General features: G+C 59.3%; 18 protein-coding genes. 7 read left to right on the forward strand and 11 right to left on the reverse strand.

What is annotated here, in order from left to right; all coding sequences use genetic code 11:
- Positions 1-14: 14 nt before the first annotated feature.
- Positions 15-1,424 (reverse strand): MFS transporter, encoded by a 1,410-nt coding sequence (locus AAGQ88_RS10360; protein WP_285424568.1) that lies wholly within the window; start codon positions 1,422-1,424, stop codon positions 15-17.
- A gap of 431 nt (positions 1,425-1,855) precedes the next feature.
- Between AAGQ88_RS10360 and AAGQ88_RS10365 the strand changes: the two genes are divergently transcribed.
- Complete coding sequence (locus AAGQ88_RS10365; protein WP_342655226.1) at positions 1,856-2,293, forward strand: MarR family transcriptional regulator; 438 nt, start codon at positions 1,856-1,858, stop codon at positions 2,291-2,293.
- A 128-nt stretch (positions 2,294-2,421) separates the two neighbouring features.
- Here AAGQ88_RS10365 and AAGQ88_RS10370 read toward each other — a convergent pair whose 3' ends face one another.
- Positions 2,422-3,057, reverse strand: a complete 636-nt coding sequence (locus AAGQ88_RS10370; protein WP_342655227.1) for a TetR/AcrR family transcriptional regulator — start codon at positions 3,055-3,057, stop codon at positions 2,422-2,424.
- Between the two features lie 108 nt (positions 3,058-3,165).
- Here AAGQ88_RS10370 and AAGQ88_RS10375 point away from each other — a divergent pair, with 108 nt between their 5' ends.
- Positions 3,166-4,371 carry an MFS transporter gene (locus AAGQ88_RS10375; RefSeq protein WP_342655228.1) on the forward strand — a complete coding sequence of 402 codons (1,206 nt, stop codon included), beginning with the start codon at positions 3,166-3,168 and terminating at the stop codon, positions 4,369-4,371.
- 41 nt (positions 4,372-4,412) lie between these two features.
- Here the strand turns inward: AAGQ88_RS10375 and AAGQ88_RS10380 are convergent, their stop codons facing one another.
- Together AAGQ88_RS10380 and AAGQ88_RS10385 are read right to left on the reverse strand one after the other, a co-directional pair.
- Positions 4,413-4,949 carry a DinB family protein gene (locus tag AAGQ88_RS10380; RefSeq protein ID WP_342655229.1) on the reverse strand — a complete coding sequence of 179 codons (537 nt, stop codon included), beginning with the start codon at positions 4,947-4,949 and terminating at the stop codon, positions 4,413-4,415.
- Between the two features lie 27 nt (positions 4,950-4,976).
- Positions 4,977-5,294: a hypothetical protein gene (locus AAGQ88_RS10385; protein WP_285424574.1), complete on the reverse strand. Its 318-nt coding sequence runs from the start codon at positions 5,292-5,294 to the stop codon at positions 4,977-4,979.
- A gap of 273 nt (positions 5,295-5,567) precedes the next feature.
- Here AAGQ88_RS10385 and AAGQ88_RS10390 point away from each other — a divergent pair, with 273 nt between their 5' ends.
- Entirely contained in the window at positions 5,568-5,708 is a 141-nt protein-coding gene (locus AAGQ88_RS10390; RefSeq protein ID WP_285424575.1) for a DUF2256 domain-containing protein, read from the forward strand.
- Between the two features lie 721 nt (positions 5,709-6,429).
- A complete protein-coding gene (locus AAGQ88_RS10395; protein ID WP_342655230.1) occupies positions 6,430-8,160 on the forward strand; it encodes a hypothetical protein in 1,731 nt (576 codons plus the stop codon).
- Between the two features lie 290 nt (positions 8,161-8,450).
- Here AAGQ88_RS10395 and AAGQ88_RS10400 read toward each other — a convergent pair whose 3' ends face one another.
- The gene (locus AAGQ88_RS10400) at positions 8,451-8,813 is read right to left on the reverse strand and encodes a helix-turn-helix domain-containing protein (RefSeq protein ID WP_342655231.1); all 363 of its coding nucleotides are present in this window, start codon (positions 8,811-8,813) and stop codon (positions 8,451-8,453) included.
- A 115-nt stretch (positions 8,814-8,928) separates the two neighbouring features.
- Here AAGQ88_RS10400 and AAGQ88_RS10405 point away from each other — a divergent pair, with 115 nt between their 5' ends.
- Positions 8,929-9,663: an SDR family oxidoreductase gene (locus tag AAGQ88_RS10405; RefSeq protein ID WP_342655232.1), complete on the forward strand. Its 735-nt coding sequence runs from the start codon at positions 8,929-8,931 to the stop codon at positions 9,661-9,663.
- A gap of 171 nt (positions 9,664-9,834) precedes the next feature.
- Here the strand turns inward: AAGQ88_RS10405 and AAGQ88_RS10410 are convergent, their stop codons facing one another.
- On the reverse strand, positions 9,835-10,752 hold the full coding sequence (locus tag AAGQ88_RS10410) for a LysR family transcriptional regulator (protein WP_342655233.1): 918 nt from the start codon (positions 10,750-10,752) through the stop codon (positions 9,835-9,837).
- Between the two features lie 88 nt (positions 10,753-10,840).
- Between AAGQ88_RS10410 and AAGQ88_RS10415 the strand changes: the two genes are divergently transcribed.
- Positions 10,841-11,851 carry an NAD(P)-dependent alcohol dehydrogenase gene (locus tag AAGQ88_RS10415; RefSeq protein ID WP_342655234.1) on the forward strand — a complete coding sequence of 337 codons (1,011 nt, stop codon included), beginning with the start codon at positions 10,841-10,843 and terminating at the stop codon, positions 11,849-11,851.
- Between the two features lie 159 nt (positions 11,852-12,010).
- On the opposite strand, the gene glsB is transcribed toward AAGQ88_RS10415, so the two are convergent.
- Positions 12,011-12,919: a glutaminase B gene (glsB, locus tag AAGQ88_RS10420; protein ID WP_342655235.1), complete on the reverse strand. Its 909-nt coding sequence runs from the start codon at positions 12,917-12,919 to the stop codon at positions 12,011-12,013.
- A gap of 460 nt (positions 12,920-13,379) precedes the next feature.
- Here glsB and AAGQ88_RS10425 point away from each other — a divergent pair, with 460 nt between their 5' ends.
- Positions 13,380-14,246: a hypothetical protein gene (locus tag AAGQ88_RS10425; protein ID WP_342655236.1), complete on the forward strand. Its 867-nt coding sequence runs from the start codon at positions 13,380-13,382 to the stop codon at positions 14,244-14,246.
- A 179-nt stretch (positions 14,247-14,425) separates the two neighbouring features.
- Here the strand turns inward: AAGQ88_RS10425 and rutF are convergent, their stop codons facing one another.
- The 4 genes from rutF to AAGQ88_RS10445 form a co-directional block, all read right to left on the reverse strand.
- The gene (gene rutF / locus AAGQ88_RS10430; RefSeq protein WP_342655780.1) at positions 14,426-14,908 is read right to left on the reverse strand and encodes an NADH-dependent FMN reductase RutF; all 483 of its coding nucleotides are present in this window, start codon (positions 14,906-14,908) and stop codon (positions 14,426-14,428) included.
- A gap of 78 nt (positions 14,909-14,986) precedes the next feature.
- Entirely contained in the window at positions 14,987-15,577 is a 591-nt protein-coding gene (locus tag AAGQ88_RS10435) for a malonic semialdehyde reductase (protein WP_342655237.1), read from the reverse strand.
- A 57-nt stretch (positions 15,578-15,634) separates the two neighbouring features.
- Complete coding sequence (locus AAGQ88_RS10440; protein WP_342655238.1) at positions 15,635-16,642, reverse strand: aldo/keto reductase; 1,008 nt, start codon at positions 16,640-16,642, stop codon at positions 15,635-15,637.
- A 78-nt stretch (positions 16,643-16,720) separates the two neighbouring features.
- Complete coding sequence (locus AAGQ88_RS10445) at positions 16,721-17,122, reverse strand: Rid family hydrolase (protein ID WP_342655239.1); 402 nt, start codon at positions 17,120-17,122, stop codon at positions 16,721-16,723.
- Positions 17,123-17,133: the final 11 nt, after the last annotated feature.

The following is a 17,133-nucleotide window of genomic DNA, read 5'->3' on the forward strand; positions in this document are numbered from 1 at the left end:
TCAAGCTCGACCGATCAAAGATCAGTGATCTCTTTATGGCGCGGCACCAGGGCCTTCATCACACACCACGCCACCAGGTAAGCCAGGGCGCAAATGGCGAACATGATCATGTAGCCGGTGTGAATGTCGTTGATCGACTTGTAGTAGTCGAACACCCAGCCGCCGATCTTGGTCATGACCACACCGCCGAGTCCGCCGGCCATGCCGCCGATGCCGACGACCGAGGCCACGGTCTTCTGCGGGAACATGTCGGACACGGTGGTGAAAATGTTGCAGGACCAGGCCTGGTGCGCGGAGGCGCCGATGCCGATCAGCAGCACGGGCACCCAGAAACTGATGTAGCCCAGGGGTTGCGCCAGCAGCACCAGCAGCGGGAACAGGGCGATTACCAGCATCGCTTTCATCCGGCCGTCATAAGGCTTGTCGCCGCGGGCCATGAAGTAGCTCGGGAACCAGCCGCCGCCGATGCTGCCGACCATGGTCATGCTGTACAGCACGAACAGCGGGATCACGATGGCCTGGCCTTTCATGCCGTACTGCGCCGACAGATACGTCGGCAACCAGAACAGGAAAAACCACCACACGCCGTCAGTCATGAACTTGCCGAAGGCGAACGCCCAGGTCTGGCGGTAGGTCAGCAGCTTGAACCACGACACTTTTCTGGCCGGCGTACCTGGTGCAGCCTTGACCTGCTCGCTCTCGTCACTGCGGATGTAGGCCAGTTCTTCGGCGGTCAGTCGCTTCTGCTGATCAGGCTTCTCGTACAGCGCCATCCACACGCCCAGCCAGACAAAACCCAGCAGGCCGATGACGATGAATGCCGATTCCCAGCCCCACATCGCAGCGATCAACGGCACACAGATGGGTGCCGCGATTGCGCCGACGTTGGCGCCGGAGTTGAAGATGCCGGTGGCGAAAGAGCGCTCTTTCTTCGGGAAGTATTCGGCGGTGGCCTTGATCGCGATCGGGAAGTTACCCGCTTCACCGATTGCAAGGATCGCCCGGGACAGCATGAAGCCGGCGATGGACACCGGAATCGCCGCGAAACCCAGCGCCGTGGTAATCGCACCGATGCCCTGGCCCAGCGGCACTGCGAAAGCGTGCATCACCGCGCCCGTGGACCATACGCCGATGGCGACGATGTAGGCGGTCTTGGTGCCGATCTTGTCGACGACGCGACCGGCGAAAACCATCGCGATCGCGTAGACGAACTGGAACACCGAGGCGATGTTGGCGTAGTCGGTGTTGCTCCAGCCAAATTGCGTGGACAGGTCAGGGGCCAGCAGGCTGAGCACCTGCCGATCCAGGTAATTGACCGTGGTTGCGAAAAACAGCAACGCGCAAATCGTCCAGCGGTATTTGCCGACCGTGCGGGTGGCCGCCTGGGTGATGCTTTGCGGATGTGTGGACTCGTTCAGGTTCATGGCATCACTTTTATTCTTGGAGGGGTGATGCTCTCTCGGCCGGTCTGGCGAGAGCGCACGCGTACGTCTCCGAGGCGCAGGGCCTGGAGTCAGACGTCTAACAAGTACTGAATCGTGCAGAGAGGGAGCGTTGGGGCGGGCCGGACGTACCGTGGCTGAACAGAATCAGCGACGTGCCGAGAGGCCGGGTATTGGAGAATGTGAGTGAGCAAGTCGAATTCATGATGGTGACCGACATTTTTATTTTTAGAGGTGACCCGACGTTAAATCGTCTGTCGTCGTACAACGCTATAGTTATAGCGAGCGTTTGATCTGCCTGTCAATCTCTAAAAAGGGCGCTCAGACGCCTGCAACGTCCAGGCGCACGCCCGACGTTTCGGACCCTGCAACACGTCGCGCAAAGATCAGTTGACTAATGTGCATATGCACATATGATGGTCGACATGAAAGAAATCACTGGCCCGGATCTCTGCCACTGCCTCGCCGCTCGGCGCAATGCGAGGTACCTCACACGACTTTATGACCGACACCTGGCTGCGGCGGATTTGTCGGTGTCGCAATTTTCGCTGCTGGCGATGCTGGCGGAATACCCGCAAATTTCGGTATCGGATCTCACCGAATTGATGGTGATGGAACGCACGACCCTGGTGAGAGCCCTTAAACCCCTGCAGCTGGCAGGATTCGTTCATAGCCGCGCCGAGGGGCCACGCGCTGCGTTACGTCTGGCTCTCTCTTCGGACGGGCAGTCGAAGCTGCGCGAAGCCGAGCATTATTGGCAATCGGCTCAGACAGAGCTTGAGCAACAGGTCGGGACGGATCGCGCGGCGTCCGTGAGAGCCTCGCTGCTGGCGGTGGTGCCGGGCATTTGATGTGCCGGAGCCGGGATACGAATAACCGGAACCCGTGACCTGGCCTCCGGAGCCAGGCATCCAGTTCCACGCGCAGAATCCGCTGCGTCGTCCTGATGTGACCGGTGATCAGATCAATCTGGCTGCCTTTAAATCTCGCTTTGCTGACCCTCATGAATCCGCAGGCTGTCCCACAGGCCCATCATCTGCGTGACGGCGGCATCCAGCGCGGCGTGTGGAATACCGTCGCGGGCCAGTGTCGACAGGCCCAGCAGAAAGCTGTCGAACGCGGTGGCAAGCGTCTGGGGCGTCACGGTCGCAGGCAACTCGCCTGTGGCGATGGCGCGCTCGATGCACTTCACGATACCCGCGCGGTTCTTGTTCCTCGCCTGGGCGAGCGGCTCGGAGATCGCTTTGCTCTCGTCAGAGCACGCGCTCATCAGGCCCAGTGACACCAGACAGCCGCTGGGATGATCCGGCTCACACTGCATGGTCGCTGAGCGGCGCAGGGTGAGTTCGATCGCGTCGCGTGGCGGCAGGGTCTCCTCGAACAGGCTGTCGGTGACCCGGCCGTGAGTGGTCAAGTATCGCGCCATCACCTCGCTGAACAGGGCCTGCTTGGAGCCGAAAGCGGCGTAAAAGCTGGGCGCGGTGATGCCTCCGCCCATGTGCGCCTTGAGCAGGCTGAGTGAGGTCGCATCGTATCCATGCTCCCAGAACAGGTGCATGGCCTGAGTGATTGCCAGGTCGCGGTCAAAGGTGCGGGGGCGTCCCATCTGCGCCATGTCGGGTCTCCTTCAGTGGTACTTAAATACTAATCGATACATAAGTCGTTGACCAGACGAGCACCGGTCCCTATATTTATACCGATCAGTATATTAGTAGGTGATCGAATGACGCACGATGAGAAACAGAGCGCCACGCTTCCCTTGGGCGCGTTGCTGGCACTGGCGATGACGGGATTCATCTGCATTTTGACCGAGACATTGCCTGCCGGTTTATTGCCGGAGATCGGGCGCGGGCTGGAAGTCTCCGCCTCGCTGACCGGGCAGTTGGTCACCGTGTACGCGCTCGGCTCTTTGCTGGCGGCCATTCCGCTGACCATCGCCACCCAACGCTGGCGCCGCAGGACGGTGCTGCTGCTGACGATTGTCGGCTTTCTGATCTTCAATTCCGTCACGGCGCTGTCTTCCAGCTATTGGCTGACACTGGTCGCACGATTTTTCGCCGGTGTCTCTGCGGGGCTGGCCTGGAGCCTGATTGCCGGTTACGCGCGGCGCATGGTGACGGTGCAACTGCAGGGCCGCGCGCTGGCCGTGGCCATGGTGGGAACACCCATTGCCCTGTCGCTGGGTGTGCCGATGGGCACCTGGCTGGGCGGATTGATCGGCTGGCGCATGGCGTTCGGCTTGATGTCCGGACTGACCCTCTTGCTGATCGTCTGGGTGCTGGTCAAAGTGCCCGATTACCCTGGCCAGTCCTCCTCTCAGCGCATGGCGTTGCGACAGGTTTTCCTCACGCCCGGCGTGCGCTCGGTGCTGGGTGTCGTCTTCACCTGGATGCTGGCTCACAACATTCTCTATACCTACATCGCTCCCTTCATTTCCGGGGCAGGGCTGGCGGATGACGTGGATCGGGTATTGCTAGCATTCGGTCTCGCGGCGCTGGCGGGTATCTGGATTACCGGGCGGCTGGTTGACCGTCATCTGCGATCGACCGTGTTGGCCAGTCTCGCCGCGTTCGCAGCGGTCGCGGTGTTTCTGGGGCTGTTCTCAAGCGATGCCCTGGCCGTCTACGTGGGCGTCTTGATCTGGGGCCTGACCTTTGGCGGCGCCGCCACCCTGTTGCAGACCGCGCTTGCCGACTCGGCCGGCAAGGGCGCTGATGTGGCGCTTTCCATGAACGTGGTGGTCTGGAACAGCGCGATCGCAAGCGGCGGGTTGCTGGGTGGCGTGTTGCTCGGTCAGTGGGGAATCAGCTCGGTTCCCTGGGTCTTGCTGATCTTGTTGCTGCTCAGTCTGACCATCGCAACGCGAGCGCGCGTCCATGGCTTTGCCGCGGGTGAAAGGCAGTCCGGCGAAATGGTCGTAGGCCATTGACCTGAAGCGACGCGCGACGCCCGCCATGCAGGCGGGCGGCACTAGCGTGAAGCCAGGGGAGGAACGGTCAGCGGTTCCTCATCCATCGCTCGTCTCGGCAGGTCTGCATCCAGATAGAACTCGTCCAGTTGCGGAGGCGCGACCTGGGTACCAGAGAGCATGGCGTGGACTTGTCCGCGGTGATGAATCTGGTGCTGAAACAGGTGCAGCAACAGCCGATCGACCCGCTCCAGCACGATCCCCTCGGGTCGCACCACTTCTGCGCTGCGGGCCAATGATTGCTCATCCAGCCGCTCGCAATACGCCACCAAGCGCGCATCGGTGGCGAACTGAAGCTGCGCGGTCTGAGGGAGCGTCAGCCCGGCGGGAAGATCCCTGCGCTGACCCTCCAGATCAAATTCCAGCGCAGCCAGATAGAACAGGTCCACCTCCACGATATGCAGCAAGGTTTTTTCGATTGAGGGAAAGAAACTGGTGCGCCTGCCCACATATTCCTCGTGGCTCAACCGCAGACACGCCGACAACAGCCGCCGGTTCGACCACTGATTGTTTTGCGCCTGGGCGAGGAAGGTGTTCATGGGTAAACGCCTGCATCCTGCCGCGGATCAGCCTTTGACAACTTTGAGCAATTGTTCGCTCGCCTGCGCTGCAACGGCGCCTGCTTGCATGTCTGCCCAATCTGCAAAGTCTGTATGGGCGGCAACGAACGCATCCCACTGTTCGTCTGCTACAGATTCGAAGTCTTCGATGGTATGCACGTCATAGCCGGCCGACTCGCAAAAGGTGATGAAATCCGGACTTTGGGAATGTCTGGACATGAATGCCGGGTTGAGCAAATCCAGCAGCAAGGAACGTCGGGTTTCTGCAAGTCGCTTGGCGGCTTCCGTCAAGCTTTCATAATGAACGGTGTCTTTGGTTTCCATGGTTCACTCCTGCTATAGCCGTAGGACTTTTCTGATCTGCAGGGTTGACCTCGCGACTTCTGGATTGGTTCGAGGGGGCGGACAGGACGCACGATGGCTGGCAAGAGGGAGGGGCTTCACTGAGCTTATGAACGTCTTGAAGGCTGGACGTATGGGCTGTGTACGTTGATCGATGAAGCTGACATCGAGGATTGGGAAGATCAAGATTTCTGAGAAACGGCCGATCAGTCAGCGGTGTGCCTTATGGTCCGGCTCGGAAAGTGGAGGCAAACGGTGAAAAAGAGTGAGCTCCCCACCAAGACCTGCGCCTGCTGCCAGCTGCCGTTCACCTGGCGCAAAAAATGGGCGCGGTGCTGGGACGAGGTCAGGTATTGCTCGGAGCGCTGCCGACGTGCAGGAAGACATCACAGGTAAATGACGGATGAGAGCGGAATCAAGCGACGCACCGGAACGCATTACTCGAAAAAACCGCAGGCGCGGCATGCCGAATCTGCTTGCGTGTCTGGCAGTGGGAAGTGTTGTCGTGGTCAGCGCGTTTCTGTGGGCAAGCCGGTCAGAGTCTCATCGCCGCATCACTTCAACGGAGCCCGAAGTCCGAGCAGTGGTGACAGAGGCGAACAGCGGCGCTGTCATAAGGAGCACGCCAGCCTCGTTGAGCGCCGAGGCATTCCCCGCAGATCGACAGACCAGCTTCAATGATCAGAACTTTGTCCCGGCTGGCGCTCACAACATCGTCACCTTCCATCACAGCCCGGGTGACAGCCCTCGGGTTGAGGCGCCGGCGAAGGTGAAGCTGACCATTGTCCGTCAAACGCCCAGCATGAGAGATCGGGCTTGCTGGCCTTATCGGCAAGGGAGCATCGAGGCTCGCAACTGTCGACTGTCAGTGGGTCTCAAGCATCGAGACTAGGGCTGAATCAACGCTCGCGCTGCTTCCTGCCTAGCCGAAGACTCGTGGCCACCAGTCGATCTTAAAGATGCGACGGGCTGAGTGGGAACGAGTCATCATTCTGAAACGCAACCGTCAAATACCGCCTGTGCATCAGGAACCGGAACGACGCGGTCGACCACACACCTCTTTGAAAAGCATCGCCGGTAGCAGCGATGCATCCGTATAACCAGAGAGGACTTCACCATGCGTGTGTCTGGCCAGCAAACCCCCGGTTCTTCACACTCCATGGAACTTCAAGAGCGGTCAGGTTCGGCCGCTGCGACCGACCACGCTCGCGTGGGGCAAGGTCATCCCCAACCCGGGCAGGTTGCTGCGGCAGGTGTGAATGAAACCCGTGAAATGAGGCATCTGCTCACGGACTACATGAGCCGCCAGTTTGCGCCTTATCGAGAGCGTCTGGATGCAGAATCGCCCCATCGGGTAGAAATCGATCGGATCATCGAGAGCCGAGTCAACAAACTGATGGAAGAGAACATCTCGTTCGAGGAGCTTCGAACGGTGATGGACAAGGCGAAGAAGATGGACCGCAACGCCTCGGTCGTATCGGGCACGGTTGGCGGCTTGCCGTTTGCCTTGGCGTCGACGCTGCAGGCCGCCATTCCCGCCATCACCGGCATCGGTGCAAACATTCAGAATCCGGTGGCGAAAGCGGCAGCTCAAGGGGCGATCGGACTCGCAACGGCGTCGGTGATGGATCAGGTCGGCGGCGCTTCCATGAAGAAACTTCGAGAAGATGCGTATTACCTGCAAGCGCCCGGGGACAAACTGCATGCGTCGTTGAACGCCGCGCTGGAGACGATCGACACCAAAGCGAACCTGGCCATCAAAAACGGATTGGAGGCGCAGACGTTCACGTTGCGAAATGCGGGCAGGTGGATCGCAGGTCCGGTGGCCGCCGCTTCAAATCCTGCGGCTGAGCCCATTGTCGATACCGTCCTGGCCATTACGGGAGGGTTGGCCGCTGGCGCCGGTACCGGTTATGCCGCACACACGCGTCGCACCGAGCAGTTCACCAGTGGCCCGGCGCTGCTGTTGGGGCGCAGAGATGCCGAGCCCAAAGAGGACCTGAATCAGGAAACCGAGTGGTTCGACACGTTGCAAGCATTGCGGCGCGCAAACACCATGACTACGCCTCTCATCAATGCCGGAGGGCGTCTGGCCGATGCGGGCCGCACACTGTTCACCGATCCGCTCGGGGCGGTGTCGAGAACGGCGAAAGGCACGTTCACCGCGTCTGGTGCAGCCAACGTCAGCACGTTGACCGGTGGCTTCGCCGCGCTGGAAGCCGCCAAAGGCGCTGCGGTAAACGCGTTGAGCGAACACCCTGTCTTGGGTTCGGCTGCAAAACACGCCATCAATACAATAGGCGGCGCCGCAGTTTTCGGTGCCAATGCTGCAAGCGTCGCTGTCGCAGACAAGCTGGTTGAGGATCTGATGTCGCCCGGTGCAACAACTGCCGAACCGGCGGCGGGCGAGACTCAGACCGCCCAGTCAGTGCGAGAGGAAACGGACGGGACACCAGACGACGCATCAGGCCGTCTCAGCAGACGGTCCACTCAGCCATCCCGGCAAGCGGGATCTGAAGCGAATTCGCTGGCACGCACCAGCCTCACCGGCAACCGGATCATGAACGCCGAGAACTCGGCACCTCACTCGATCAAGTCTTCAGCAGGCAGTGTGCGGGCAAGCCTCGACGGCGAGCACGCGCAACCCGCGATCACCGGCGGCCCTTCAAGCCAGACAGAGCGGCCGGGCTCGCCGTCTTCGAGGCCATCCGCCGAGCGCCCGGCTCGACCTTCAGTGCAAACAGAAAATCTGTCGGACGACGACGCCTCCAGCTATTACACCGCGGCAGGGGATTCATCCGATGACGACGAATCCGTCTACTTCACTCCGCCACAAAGCCCGGTTTGATCGGGCCGGATGATCAGGTTCGACACCGTGGCCGCAGTCGTCCGGAACGGGCTGCGGCTATGGCGTCTTGGCACAGCCGCCATGATGGCATGCGTCTGGACTATTGATGGGAGTACAGGTTCGCGGCGATGGCGAAGCCTTTGGCTCTGAAAACAGCGCTGCCTTCTCCGGGATTACCGTCAATGCGACAATTCTGACGAATGTATCTACCCTCTGAGTGTTCATTCCCCCGCCAGGAAGGCGTCAGCGATCACTCAAGGAGCATACGGCGATGCGTAAATCTGAGGTCGCTAACTACTGGCATCCCGCTCCGCAAAAATCCGCGCCATCTCCGCCGCATTCTCAGTCCCCCACGTACACAACGGAATGATCGCCTGCGCCAAACTGCCACCAAGTGGCGTCAGGGTGTAATCAACACGTGGAGGCACTTCCTGATAGTCCGTTCGTGCCAGCACGCGATCGGCTTCAAGGTCTTTTAGCGACTGGATCAGTACTTTGTCACTCACGCCCGGTATCAGCCGTTTCAACTCGCCATAGCGCTTTGCGCCGTCTCGCAGGAAAAAAAGGACCAACGGTTTCCACTTGCCCGAGATGACGCGCAGCGTGGCGTTGAGCCCACATCCGGTGTCGCAGATTTCAGGTGAGGTCGTCATTTTTTAGGTACTTACCAAAATGTGCATACTTGTCGTTAGGTTATCAGCCCCGCATCCTGATTTCCAAGCGAGCCGTTCCCCGGCTTGAACTTGATTTCAACGAAGGATGCACGACATGACCCGATTGAATGGCAAAACCGCAGTGATCACCGGTGGCGCAACCGGCATTGGCCGCGCCGCTGCAAAACGCTTTATCGAGGAGGGCGCTTTCGTGTTCATCTTCGGTCGTCGGCAAGACGCACTCGACGCGGCGGTGGCCGAGCTTGGCCCAAACGCCCGCGCCGTGAAAGGCTCGGTGTCTGAGCCTGCCGACCTTGATCGGCTTTACGCTGCCGTGAAAGCCGAGCGCGGCACCCTCGACATCGTCTTCGCCAATGCGGGTGCAGGCAGCCCGCTACCCCTCGGCAGTATCACTGCCGAGCACATTGACGACACGTTCGACACCAATGTGAAAGGGACGATTTTCACCGTCCAGCAAGCGCTGCCGCTGATGGGCGAAGGCGGTTCGATTATCCTGACCGGGTCGAGCGCGGGCACCACCGGCGCCCCGGCCATGAGCGCCTACAGCGCCAGCAAAGCGGCCGTGCGCAACCTTGCGCGGTCCTGGGCCGAAGACCTTAAAGGCACCGGCATCCGGGTTAACGTCCTGTCACCCGGTGCGACGGCCACTGAACTCGCCAAGGCTGCGCTGGGGGAAGAGGGCCAGAAAGCCTACGCGTCGATGACCCCGCTTCAGCGCATGGCTGATCCCGCAGAGATCGGAGCGGCCGCAGCGTTTCTTGCCTCGTCGGACAGCAGCTTCATGACTGCCAGCGAAGTCGCCGTCGACGGCGGGCTGGCGCAACTTTGATCCACTGCGCCCGACGGGATTCCTCATCCGATCGTCGAAGCCGTCGGGCCTTGGAGAACCCTGGAAAAACCCATGATCGACTGCACGCTCCACAAAAAACCGGACGAGCCACTGCAACAACATTCGGATTGGGATATCGCTCTGTTCACGTTATGGCCGCGACAACTGGCCTCATCCCAGCTCGCTCGCAAGGTGTTGCGCTACCCAGTCCGAAAACGCCCGCGTCTTGTTGGGGGTGCCTGAGGTGGCTGGCGTGATCACATAGACGGCCCCCCGGTCATCCAGTTGCCAGTCCGGAATGACCTCCACGAGGCTGCCTTCCCTGAGGTGGGCATCGACGTACCAGCGTGTCGAGTGCAGAACACCCAGTCCCTCCAGTGCGGCTTCTATCAGCAGTTCAGGTTCCTCGGAAGCAAGAAGGCCGCGAACGGATACGACTTCCCGACGCCGTCCTGGCTGAGTGAACGCCCAACGGTAGGGATTGCTGTTGCGGGTGTTGCACAGGCAGGGAACCCCGGCGAGGTCTTGAGGCGCCTGAAGGTGGGGATATCGCATCAGAAAGGCCGGTGATGCACAAATGACCCGGCGACGCTCTGCCACCTTGCGTGCAACCAGTCGAGAGTCGGCTAATACGCCCAGTCGGATGGCAAGGTCGTAGTGCTCGCCGATCAGGTCAACGAAGCGGTTACTCGTATCGGCTTCGATCGTGACCAATGGATGTGCACGAAGGAACCCCACGATCAGCGGCGTCATCCAGCGTCTGGCAAAACTGCCAGGCAACGAGATCCGCAGATGCCCGCGTACTTGGCCGTCGACCTGCTCTGCCGCTTCCCGGCCCGCAGACTGGAGCCCGTCGAGCAATGGCCTTATCCGCGCAAGATAGCGTTGACCGGCTTCAGTGAGCGCCACTTTGCGGGTGCTGCGGTCGGCGAGACGCACGCCCAGGCGGGCTTCCATCGCACTCAACCTGCGGGACACCGCAGTGGCATCCCGACCTATCTGTCGACCCGCCGCTGAAAACGATCCGGTGTCGGCCAAGGCAACAAACGCCGAAAGCTCATTCAAATCGGAGAAAAAAGATTCCTGCATTTTTCACATCTATGAACGGTAGGATCTTCGTATTCTGTCTCAAAACGCAGCATTTCATAATGTCCTCCTGTCATTTCTGGAGAGCCTTATGAAAGCCATACAGTTAACTGCCCCGTCACTTGATGCGTTCTTGCCCGTCGAACTGGCCGACCCTGCTCAACCGGGGCGCGGAAGGGTGCTGGTCCGCATCAAAGCCGCGAGTTTGAATTTCGCCGACATCGCGGTCGTTCATGGTCAGTATCCCGGTGCGGTGTATCCGAATATTCCCTTGGCTGATGGCGCCGGTGAGGTGGTGGCAGTAGGCGAGGATGTCTGGCAGGTCAGGGCGGGGGATCGTGTGGTCATCCACATCAAACCTCACTGGATTGCAGGCCGCGCCACGGCTGAACTGGCCGGTCCGATGAGGGGCGCCACCGTCCGTGGTTCGCTGGTGGAAGTCGCGGAGCTGGATGCCGCAACCGTGGTGAAGATTCCGGATTACTTGAGTTGGGAAGAAGCGGCTTCGCTGCCCATTGCCGCCATGACAGCCTGGCGCGCGCTCGACACTGCCAACATAGGTCCGAGTTCGACGGTGGCCTTGCTGGGCACCGGGGGCGTGTCCATCTTTGCCCTGCAACTGGCCAAGGCTCGTGGCGCCCGGGTCATCATCACTTCGTCGTCCAACGAGAAGCTGGAACGCGCCCGAATGCTTAAGGCTGATGAAACATTCAATTATCGAGAAAGCCCGGACTGGGACCGATTTGTCTTGGATCGAACGGCAGGGCAGGGCGTGGATCTGGTGATCGATCCTGTGGGAGGCCAAGGCTTCGAGCGGTCGTTGGCCGCTGTTCGCCATGGGGGAACTGTGGCGGCCATTGGTTTTCTGGACGGCGCTGCGCAGCCCGCCAACCTGATGCCTGTGATTTTCAAGGAAATTCGCGTGCAGGGCAGTAATGGCGGCTCAGTCGCCGACCTGGCGTCGGCGATTAGGGCTATCTCTGCCCACCGCATCAGGCCTGTGGTCGATCAAATCTTCGAACTGGACCAGTTGAAAGCGGCCTATGAGCGGATGGGGGCGGGCGCACACTTTGGCAAAATCGCCGTTCGCACCGGCTGGTAGGCGGGGTGGGCAGTTCGGCGGCTGCCATGCACACCGACCGGCTTACCGATCAGTGTGCCCACACCTGCAATCCTTGGCTGGCCGACAGGCTGAGACTGTGAGGGAGGACTGCCAGGAGATACCGGCCTGATCCCTTTCCGAAGAGAGGCCAGCCGTCACTCAGAACACCGACCACCCGATCCGCGAACTCAGCAACTCCAGAGCCGCCATGCCGGCGAGGGAGTTGCCCGCCGCGTTCAACTCTGGTGACCACACGCAGACGGTGAACTGTCCCGGCACGATGGCCACAATCCCACCACCCACGCCACTCTTGCCGGGCAGTCCCACGCGGTAGGCGAAATTTCCGGCTTCGTCATACAGCCCGCTCGTGGCCATGATCGAGTTCACTTGTTGAGTCTGGCGTCGGGTCAAAATCTGCTCGCCGCTGTGCTTGCAAAACCCGTTGTTGGCCAGGAAGCAGAACGCTCGGGCCAGATCGAGGCAATTCATTCGCAGCGCGCAGTAGCTGAAATAACTGCGCAGCACGGCCTCGACTTCGTTTTGGAAGTTGCCGAATGACTGCATCAGATACGCCATGGCCGCGTTGCGTGCGCGGAACTGGTATTCCGAATCCGCCACACGGGCATCCATCAGCACGTGCGGATTGCCCGATAACCGTCGCACGAAATCGCGCATCGACAACGTCGGCGCGGCGAAGCGCGACTGGTTGATATCGCAAATCACCAACGCTCCCGCATTGATGAACGGATTGCGCGGACGCCCGCGCTCGAACTCCAGCTGGACCAGCGAATTGAACGGCTGACCCGAGGGCTCATGACCCAGCCGCTCCCAAATGGCTTCACCCGAGTGGCCGATGGCCTGAACCAGGCTGAACACCTTGGAAATGCTCTGCACCGAAAACGGCACCAGCGCGTCACCCGCACAGTGATAGCTGCCATCGTTGCCATACACGGCAATGCCCAACTGCCGCGCGGGCACATCGGCCAGCGCGGGAATGTAATCAGCCACTTTGCCCTTGCCGATCAAGGGGCGCACTTCGTCGAGAATCTCGTTCAACAGCGTTTGCATGGAAAGCCCTGTTATCAGTCCCCGACGACAGCACGGGGTCGAGTTCTTGACGAAGGGTGAGAGGGAGAGATCACAGGTTTTGTGTGAAGGTGAGAGGGGCTGTTTCCAGAGTGGATGCGGGCAGCGCACACATTGGGTTGGTTGGATGTATGCGTTTTGGGAATAGGGGCGATCTTCGTGTGTGGCGGCTATCGACCCATAGCGGACATCTTTAGCTTGGGCTGCTTCGCAACCCACCGGCGGTGGGTCCGATTCTCGGCCTCCACTCTTAGAAACCCCGTAGATTAGCGTCTACGGTTTTTTATTGAGCGGCATAAAGTATGCTCTACAGGCATCTTATGTCGTCCCTAAAATATTTTTTGTGTAATAGGCATTCACAGTGGTGGGATTGTCGTGCATCATGCGAACGAGCCTAGGTTACAAAATTCTGTAGTTTTAATGGAAGTGAGAAATATATCATATGGATAAGAAGAGTAGTCAAACTGCTGACGGAGTGGTAAAGCTTCTGTACGGAATTGTTTGTAGCGCTGTCGTAGTAGTGTTTGCTGTGTTTTCTTTTTACTTTTACAAATTTGGTGCCTACTCTTTAAGTGCGGACCGTGGTGATTGGGGCACGTTTGGCGACTATTTAGGTGGTACCCTCAATCCGATTCTAAGTTTTTTTGGGTTGATCGCCTTGCTTTTAACCATCGTGTTGCAAGGGAAGGAGTTGGAGTTAACAAGGCGAGAGCTACAGCGTTCCGCAGAGGCGCAGGAGCGCACGCAAGAAGTGCTTGATGAGCAGTCTAATACGCAGATAAAACAACAGTTTGAGGGCACTTTTTTTGCACTACTTGATCAGCATAATCGCTTATTGAGTGATATCAGCAAATCAAGCGTTCTGTATGAGTCGATAATAGAAAAAACGCTTTTGAACGCTACCGCAACTGGAGTGGGTATTGCTGACGGTGGTGATCAGCATTATTTTATTTTTCGGAAAGTAATTAACTATATTAATATAACTAGGGAGCTCCTAAAGTTTAACTTTTATAACGCCCCTGGTGGTGATATTGGCCCATCCTATATAGGTAATCTTGAACAGGCTCCCTATCCGACACGAAGTGAGCGGGTATATGCGGACATTGTCAAGGCTCATCTGACTGATGAGGCTGCTATTCTTATTTCAATTTATGGGGCTTATGAGGCTAGGTTAGATGACCCTCTGGGATCTTTGTATTCACTCGTAAAAAGATATGATATAGCCCAAGAAATTCGAATCCTGCCGGATAGTCCCTTTCTTGAAATCCTGCTTGAGATTAACGGCGAATACCAAGACGAGTATTCCTAACCCCTATTTTTCTTGGTCCAAACTATTCTTGAGTTCCTAAAAAGCCGCGCCATAAACCGCATTCCACACTACCGAAAAGGGGACAGATTTATTTTTCTATCACTGTCCGCTTTTGGCCGAAAGCAGTCGCTCATTCCCCGCTCACGGCTCGTCAAATCGGGGCGCAGCCATCACGCACCTCAACCCATTGAAAGCTCGTGATACTGTCGATTGAAGTAAATCAAACTGCGTGCCTCTTCGCTGACCCTGATCGACACAACCTCGCAGATCATGATGTCGTGTGTCCCCACTTCGGTGATCTGGCTGAGTCGGCAATCGAACGACACGCTGGCGTCTTCCAGAGACGGGCTCCCCGAGGGCCCCGTCGACCAGTCGCCTGCCGCAAAGCGTTCATCCATGGGCGTCTTGCCACCGAACAGGTTGGAAATATCCTGATGCCCCGCGCCGAGGACGTTCACGCACAGCACGCCGTTGCCCTTGAACGTCTGGTAGACGGAGGCGCTGCGGTTGAGACAGACCAGCAGGGTAGGCGGCTCGTCGGTCACGCTGCACACGGCAGACGCGGTGAACCCTGCGCGCCCAGCCTGGCCGTCGGTGGTGATGATGTTTACGGCCGCACCCAGGCGCGACATGGCGTGGCGGAAATCGGTTTTGCTGAGCATGACGTGATCTGCCTTGGGAGTGATGTTGCGCGTAGCGGCAAGTGAGCTGTGCATGAGCGGATACCTGGTTCAAAAGGGTCAGAGCAGGGTGCAGGCCTGATCGAAGTCCAAGCGCGGCAGGCGGTCGTACAGTCGAGTTGTGTCGCCATGGCCCAGGTTAATGATGAAGTTCACGGTCCAGGTGGAGTGACTGAAAAATGCCTCGTTCACCTGTTTCGCGTCGAAGCCTGACAAGGCGCCGGCATCCAGTCCCAATGCCCGGGCTGCCAGCATCAGGTAGGCACTCTGCAACGACGCATTACGAAAGGCCGTTTCATGGGCTGCCTGAGGGCTGTGGGTAAACCAGCTTCTGGCGTCGGCGTGGGGAAACAGCATCGGCAGGTGGTTGAAAAACGCGGTGTCCCAGGCTGCGATGACCGTGACCGGGGCGGTCATGGTTTTCTCCAGATTGCCCTTCGACAGCGCTGGCGCCAGGCGCTCTTTTGCCTCGACGGTGCGCAGGAATACAAAGCGGCCGGGGGAGCAGTTCGCCGAGGTCGGGGCCATTTTCAGCAGGTCATACAGGCGACGCAGAACGCCATCCGGCACCGCTTCATCAGTCCAGCCATTGTGGGTGCGCGCGTCGGTAAACAGCAGGCGCAGCGCTTCGTCGGTCAATCCAGGTTTCATGATGTTCCTCTGGGAATCGACGGGCCGACAGGGGCGCGACCCGTTTCAATGTGCCGGTCACACGCGAGCGATGCGGCCTTCGATGGGGTGGTGCGGGTCCACCGGGCCCAGCGTCGAACTCTTGCCGGGGGACACCAGCGCGTCGCAGAAGTGTTCGTCCTCCAGCGTCCACGGGCACGCCATCGCGGCGAGCGCGTCGTCCCATTGTTCGAACGTTCTCGGGCCTACCAGTGTGCTGGTGATATGGGCGTTACGCATGACCCAGGTCTGGGCCAGATGCGCAGGCTTGCGCCCGGTCTGTTCGGCATAACTCACCAGCTTTGCTGCGACAGCCAGCGATTCCGGACGCCACTCGGCTTCGAGCATGCGCGGGTCGGCGCGGGCGATGCGGCTGTCGGCCTCGGGGGCTGCCCCCTCGCGGTATTTGCCGGTGAGAATGCCCCGCGCCAATGGGCTGTAGCAGACGCTGCCGACCCCGTAGTGCGTCGCTGCCGGCAGGATTTCAACCTCGGCTTCGCGGTTCACCAGGTTGTACAGCGGCTGTGACGCCACCGGGCCGCAAATGCCGGCTTCGCGGGCCAGTCGCACGGTTTCCGCCAGGCGCCAGGCTTTGAAGTTGGAGACTGCGAAATAGCCGATCTTGCCTTCACGAATCAGGTCGGCGAAGGCCAGTACCATCTCGTCGAGCGGCGCGTCGAAATCCGCTTTGTGCATGTACAGGATGTCGATGAAATCGGTACCCAGGCGCTTGAGCGAGCCATGGGTCGCTTCACGAATCCACTTGCGCGACATGCCACTCTGATTAGGCAGATTGCCCATGGGGTTGCCGACTTTGCTGGCCAGCACCCAGCGATCACGCTGATGGGCCAGGGCGCGGCCAACGGTACGTTCCGACTCCCCCTTGTTGTACATGTCGGCAGTGTCGATGAAGTTGACGCCGTGATCAGCCGCGCTGGCGATGATCCGTTGCGAGGTCGCTTCGTCGGCGGCACCACCGAACATCATGGTGCCCAGGCACAGTTCGGAAACCTTGAGGCCACTGCGGCCCAAATAGCGGTATTGCATGTCAAACACCCTCACTCACAAACACAGATGCAGATCGCTCAAAGACCCGCGAGCAACCGCTGCGGCGCCAAACGCTACTCAGGACGGGATCACCGCAGTGCTGGCGATCTCGACCAGAAACTCTGGCTTGACCATTTCCAGCTTCACGCAGAAACGAGCCGGCAAGAGCTTGGGGAAGTAGGTGACATAGATCTCGTTGAAGGCGTGGTAATCCTCCAGATTGCGCAGGAAAATCTGGTTCATGGTGACGTGGTCCATGCTGCTGCCTGCGGACTCCAGTACCACCTTGATGCTGTCGAGCACGCGCCGGGTCTGCACTTGGATATCACCTTCGCCGACCAGACTGCCGTCAACCGGATCGGTGGACAGCATGCCGGCGACATACACGTGGTTGCCGGCCTTGATGCCCCAGTTGAGGTGGTTGAGGCCGGTGGCGGTTTTGCCGATGATCCAGCCGTCCGGGTTGATTGCCTGATTCATGTGTCACTCCT

The sequence above is a fragment of the Pseudomonas sp. F3-2 genome (assembly GCF_038804275.1).
Lineage (GTDB): Bacteria > Pseudomonadota > Gammaproteobacteria > Pseudomonadales > Pseudomonadaceae > Aquipseudomonas.

Coding starts and splice junctions, on each gene's coding strand:
- AAGQ88_RS10360 (WP_285424568.1), bottom strand. CDS start 1,424: ATGAACCTGAACGAGTCCACACATCCGCAAAGCATCACCCAGGCGGCC.
- AAGQ88_RS10365 (WP_342655226.1), top strand. CDS start 1,856: ATGATGGTCGACATGAAAGAAATCACTGGCCCGGATCTCTGCCACTGC.
- AAGQ88_RS10370 (WP_342655227.1), bottom strand. CDS start 3,057: ATGGCGCAGATGGGACGCCCCCGCACCTTTGACCGCGACCTGGCAATC.
- AAGQ88_RS10375 (WP_342655228.1), top strand. CDS start 3,166: ATGACGCACGATGAGAAACAGAGCGCCACGCTTCCCTTGGGCGCGTTG.
- AAGQ88_RS10380 (WP_342655229.1), bottom strand. CDS start 4,949: ATGAACACCTTCCTCGCCCAGGCGCAAAACAATCAGTGGTCGAACCGG.
- AAGQ88_RS10385 (WP_285424574.1), bottom strand. CDS start 5,294: ATGGAAACCAAAGACACCGTTCATTATGAAAGCTTGACGGAAGCCGCC.
- AAGQ88_RS10395 (WP_342655230.1), top strand. CDS start 6,430: ATGCGTGTGTCTGGCCAGCAAACCCCCGGTTCTTCACACTCCATGGAA.
- AAGQ88_RS10400 (WP_342655231.1), bottom strand. CDS start 8,813: ATGACGACCTCACCTGAAATCTGCGACACCGGATGTGGGCTCAACGCC.
- AAGQ88_RS10405 (WP_342655232.1), top strand. CDS start 8,929: ATGACCCGATTGAATGGCAAAACCGCAGTGATCACCGGTGGCGCAACC.
- AAGQ88_RS10410 (WP_342655233.1), bottom strand. CDS start 10,752: ATGCAGGAATCTTTTTTCTCCGATTTGAATGAGCTTTCGGCGTTTGTT.
- AAGQ88_RS10415 (WP_342655234.1), top strand. CDS start 10,841: ATGAAAGCCATACAGTTAACTGCCCCGTCACTTGATGCGTTCTTGCCC.
- glsB (WP_342655235.1), bottom strand. CDS start 12,919: ATGCAAACGCTGTTGAACGAGATTCTCGACGAAGTGCGCCCCTTGATC.
- AAGQ88_RS10425 (WP_342655236.1), top strand. CDS start 13,380: ATGGATAAGAAGAGTAGTCAAACTGCTGACGGAGTGGTAAAGCTTCTG.
- rutF (WP_342655780.1), bottom strand. CDS start 14,908: ATGCTCAGCAAAACCGATTTCCGCCACGCCATGTCGCGCCTGGGTGCG.
- AAGQ88_RS10435 (WP_342655237.1), bottom strand. CDS start 15,577: ATGAAACCTGGATTGACCGACGAAGCGCTGCGCCTGCTGTTTACCGAC.
- AAGQ88_RS10440 (WP_342655238.1), bottom strand. CDS start 16,642: ATGCAATACCGCTATTTGGGCCGCAGTGGCCTCAAGGTTTCCGAACTG.
- AAGQ88_RS10445 (WP_342655239.1), bottom strand. CDS start 17,122: ATGAATCAGGCAATCAACCCGGACGGCTGGATCATCGGCAAAACCGCC.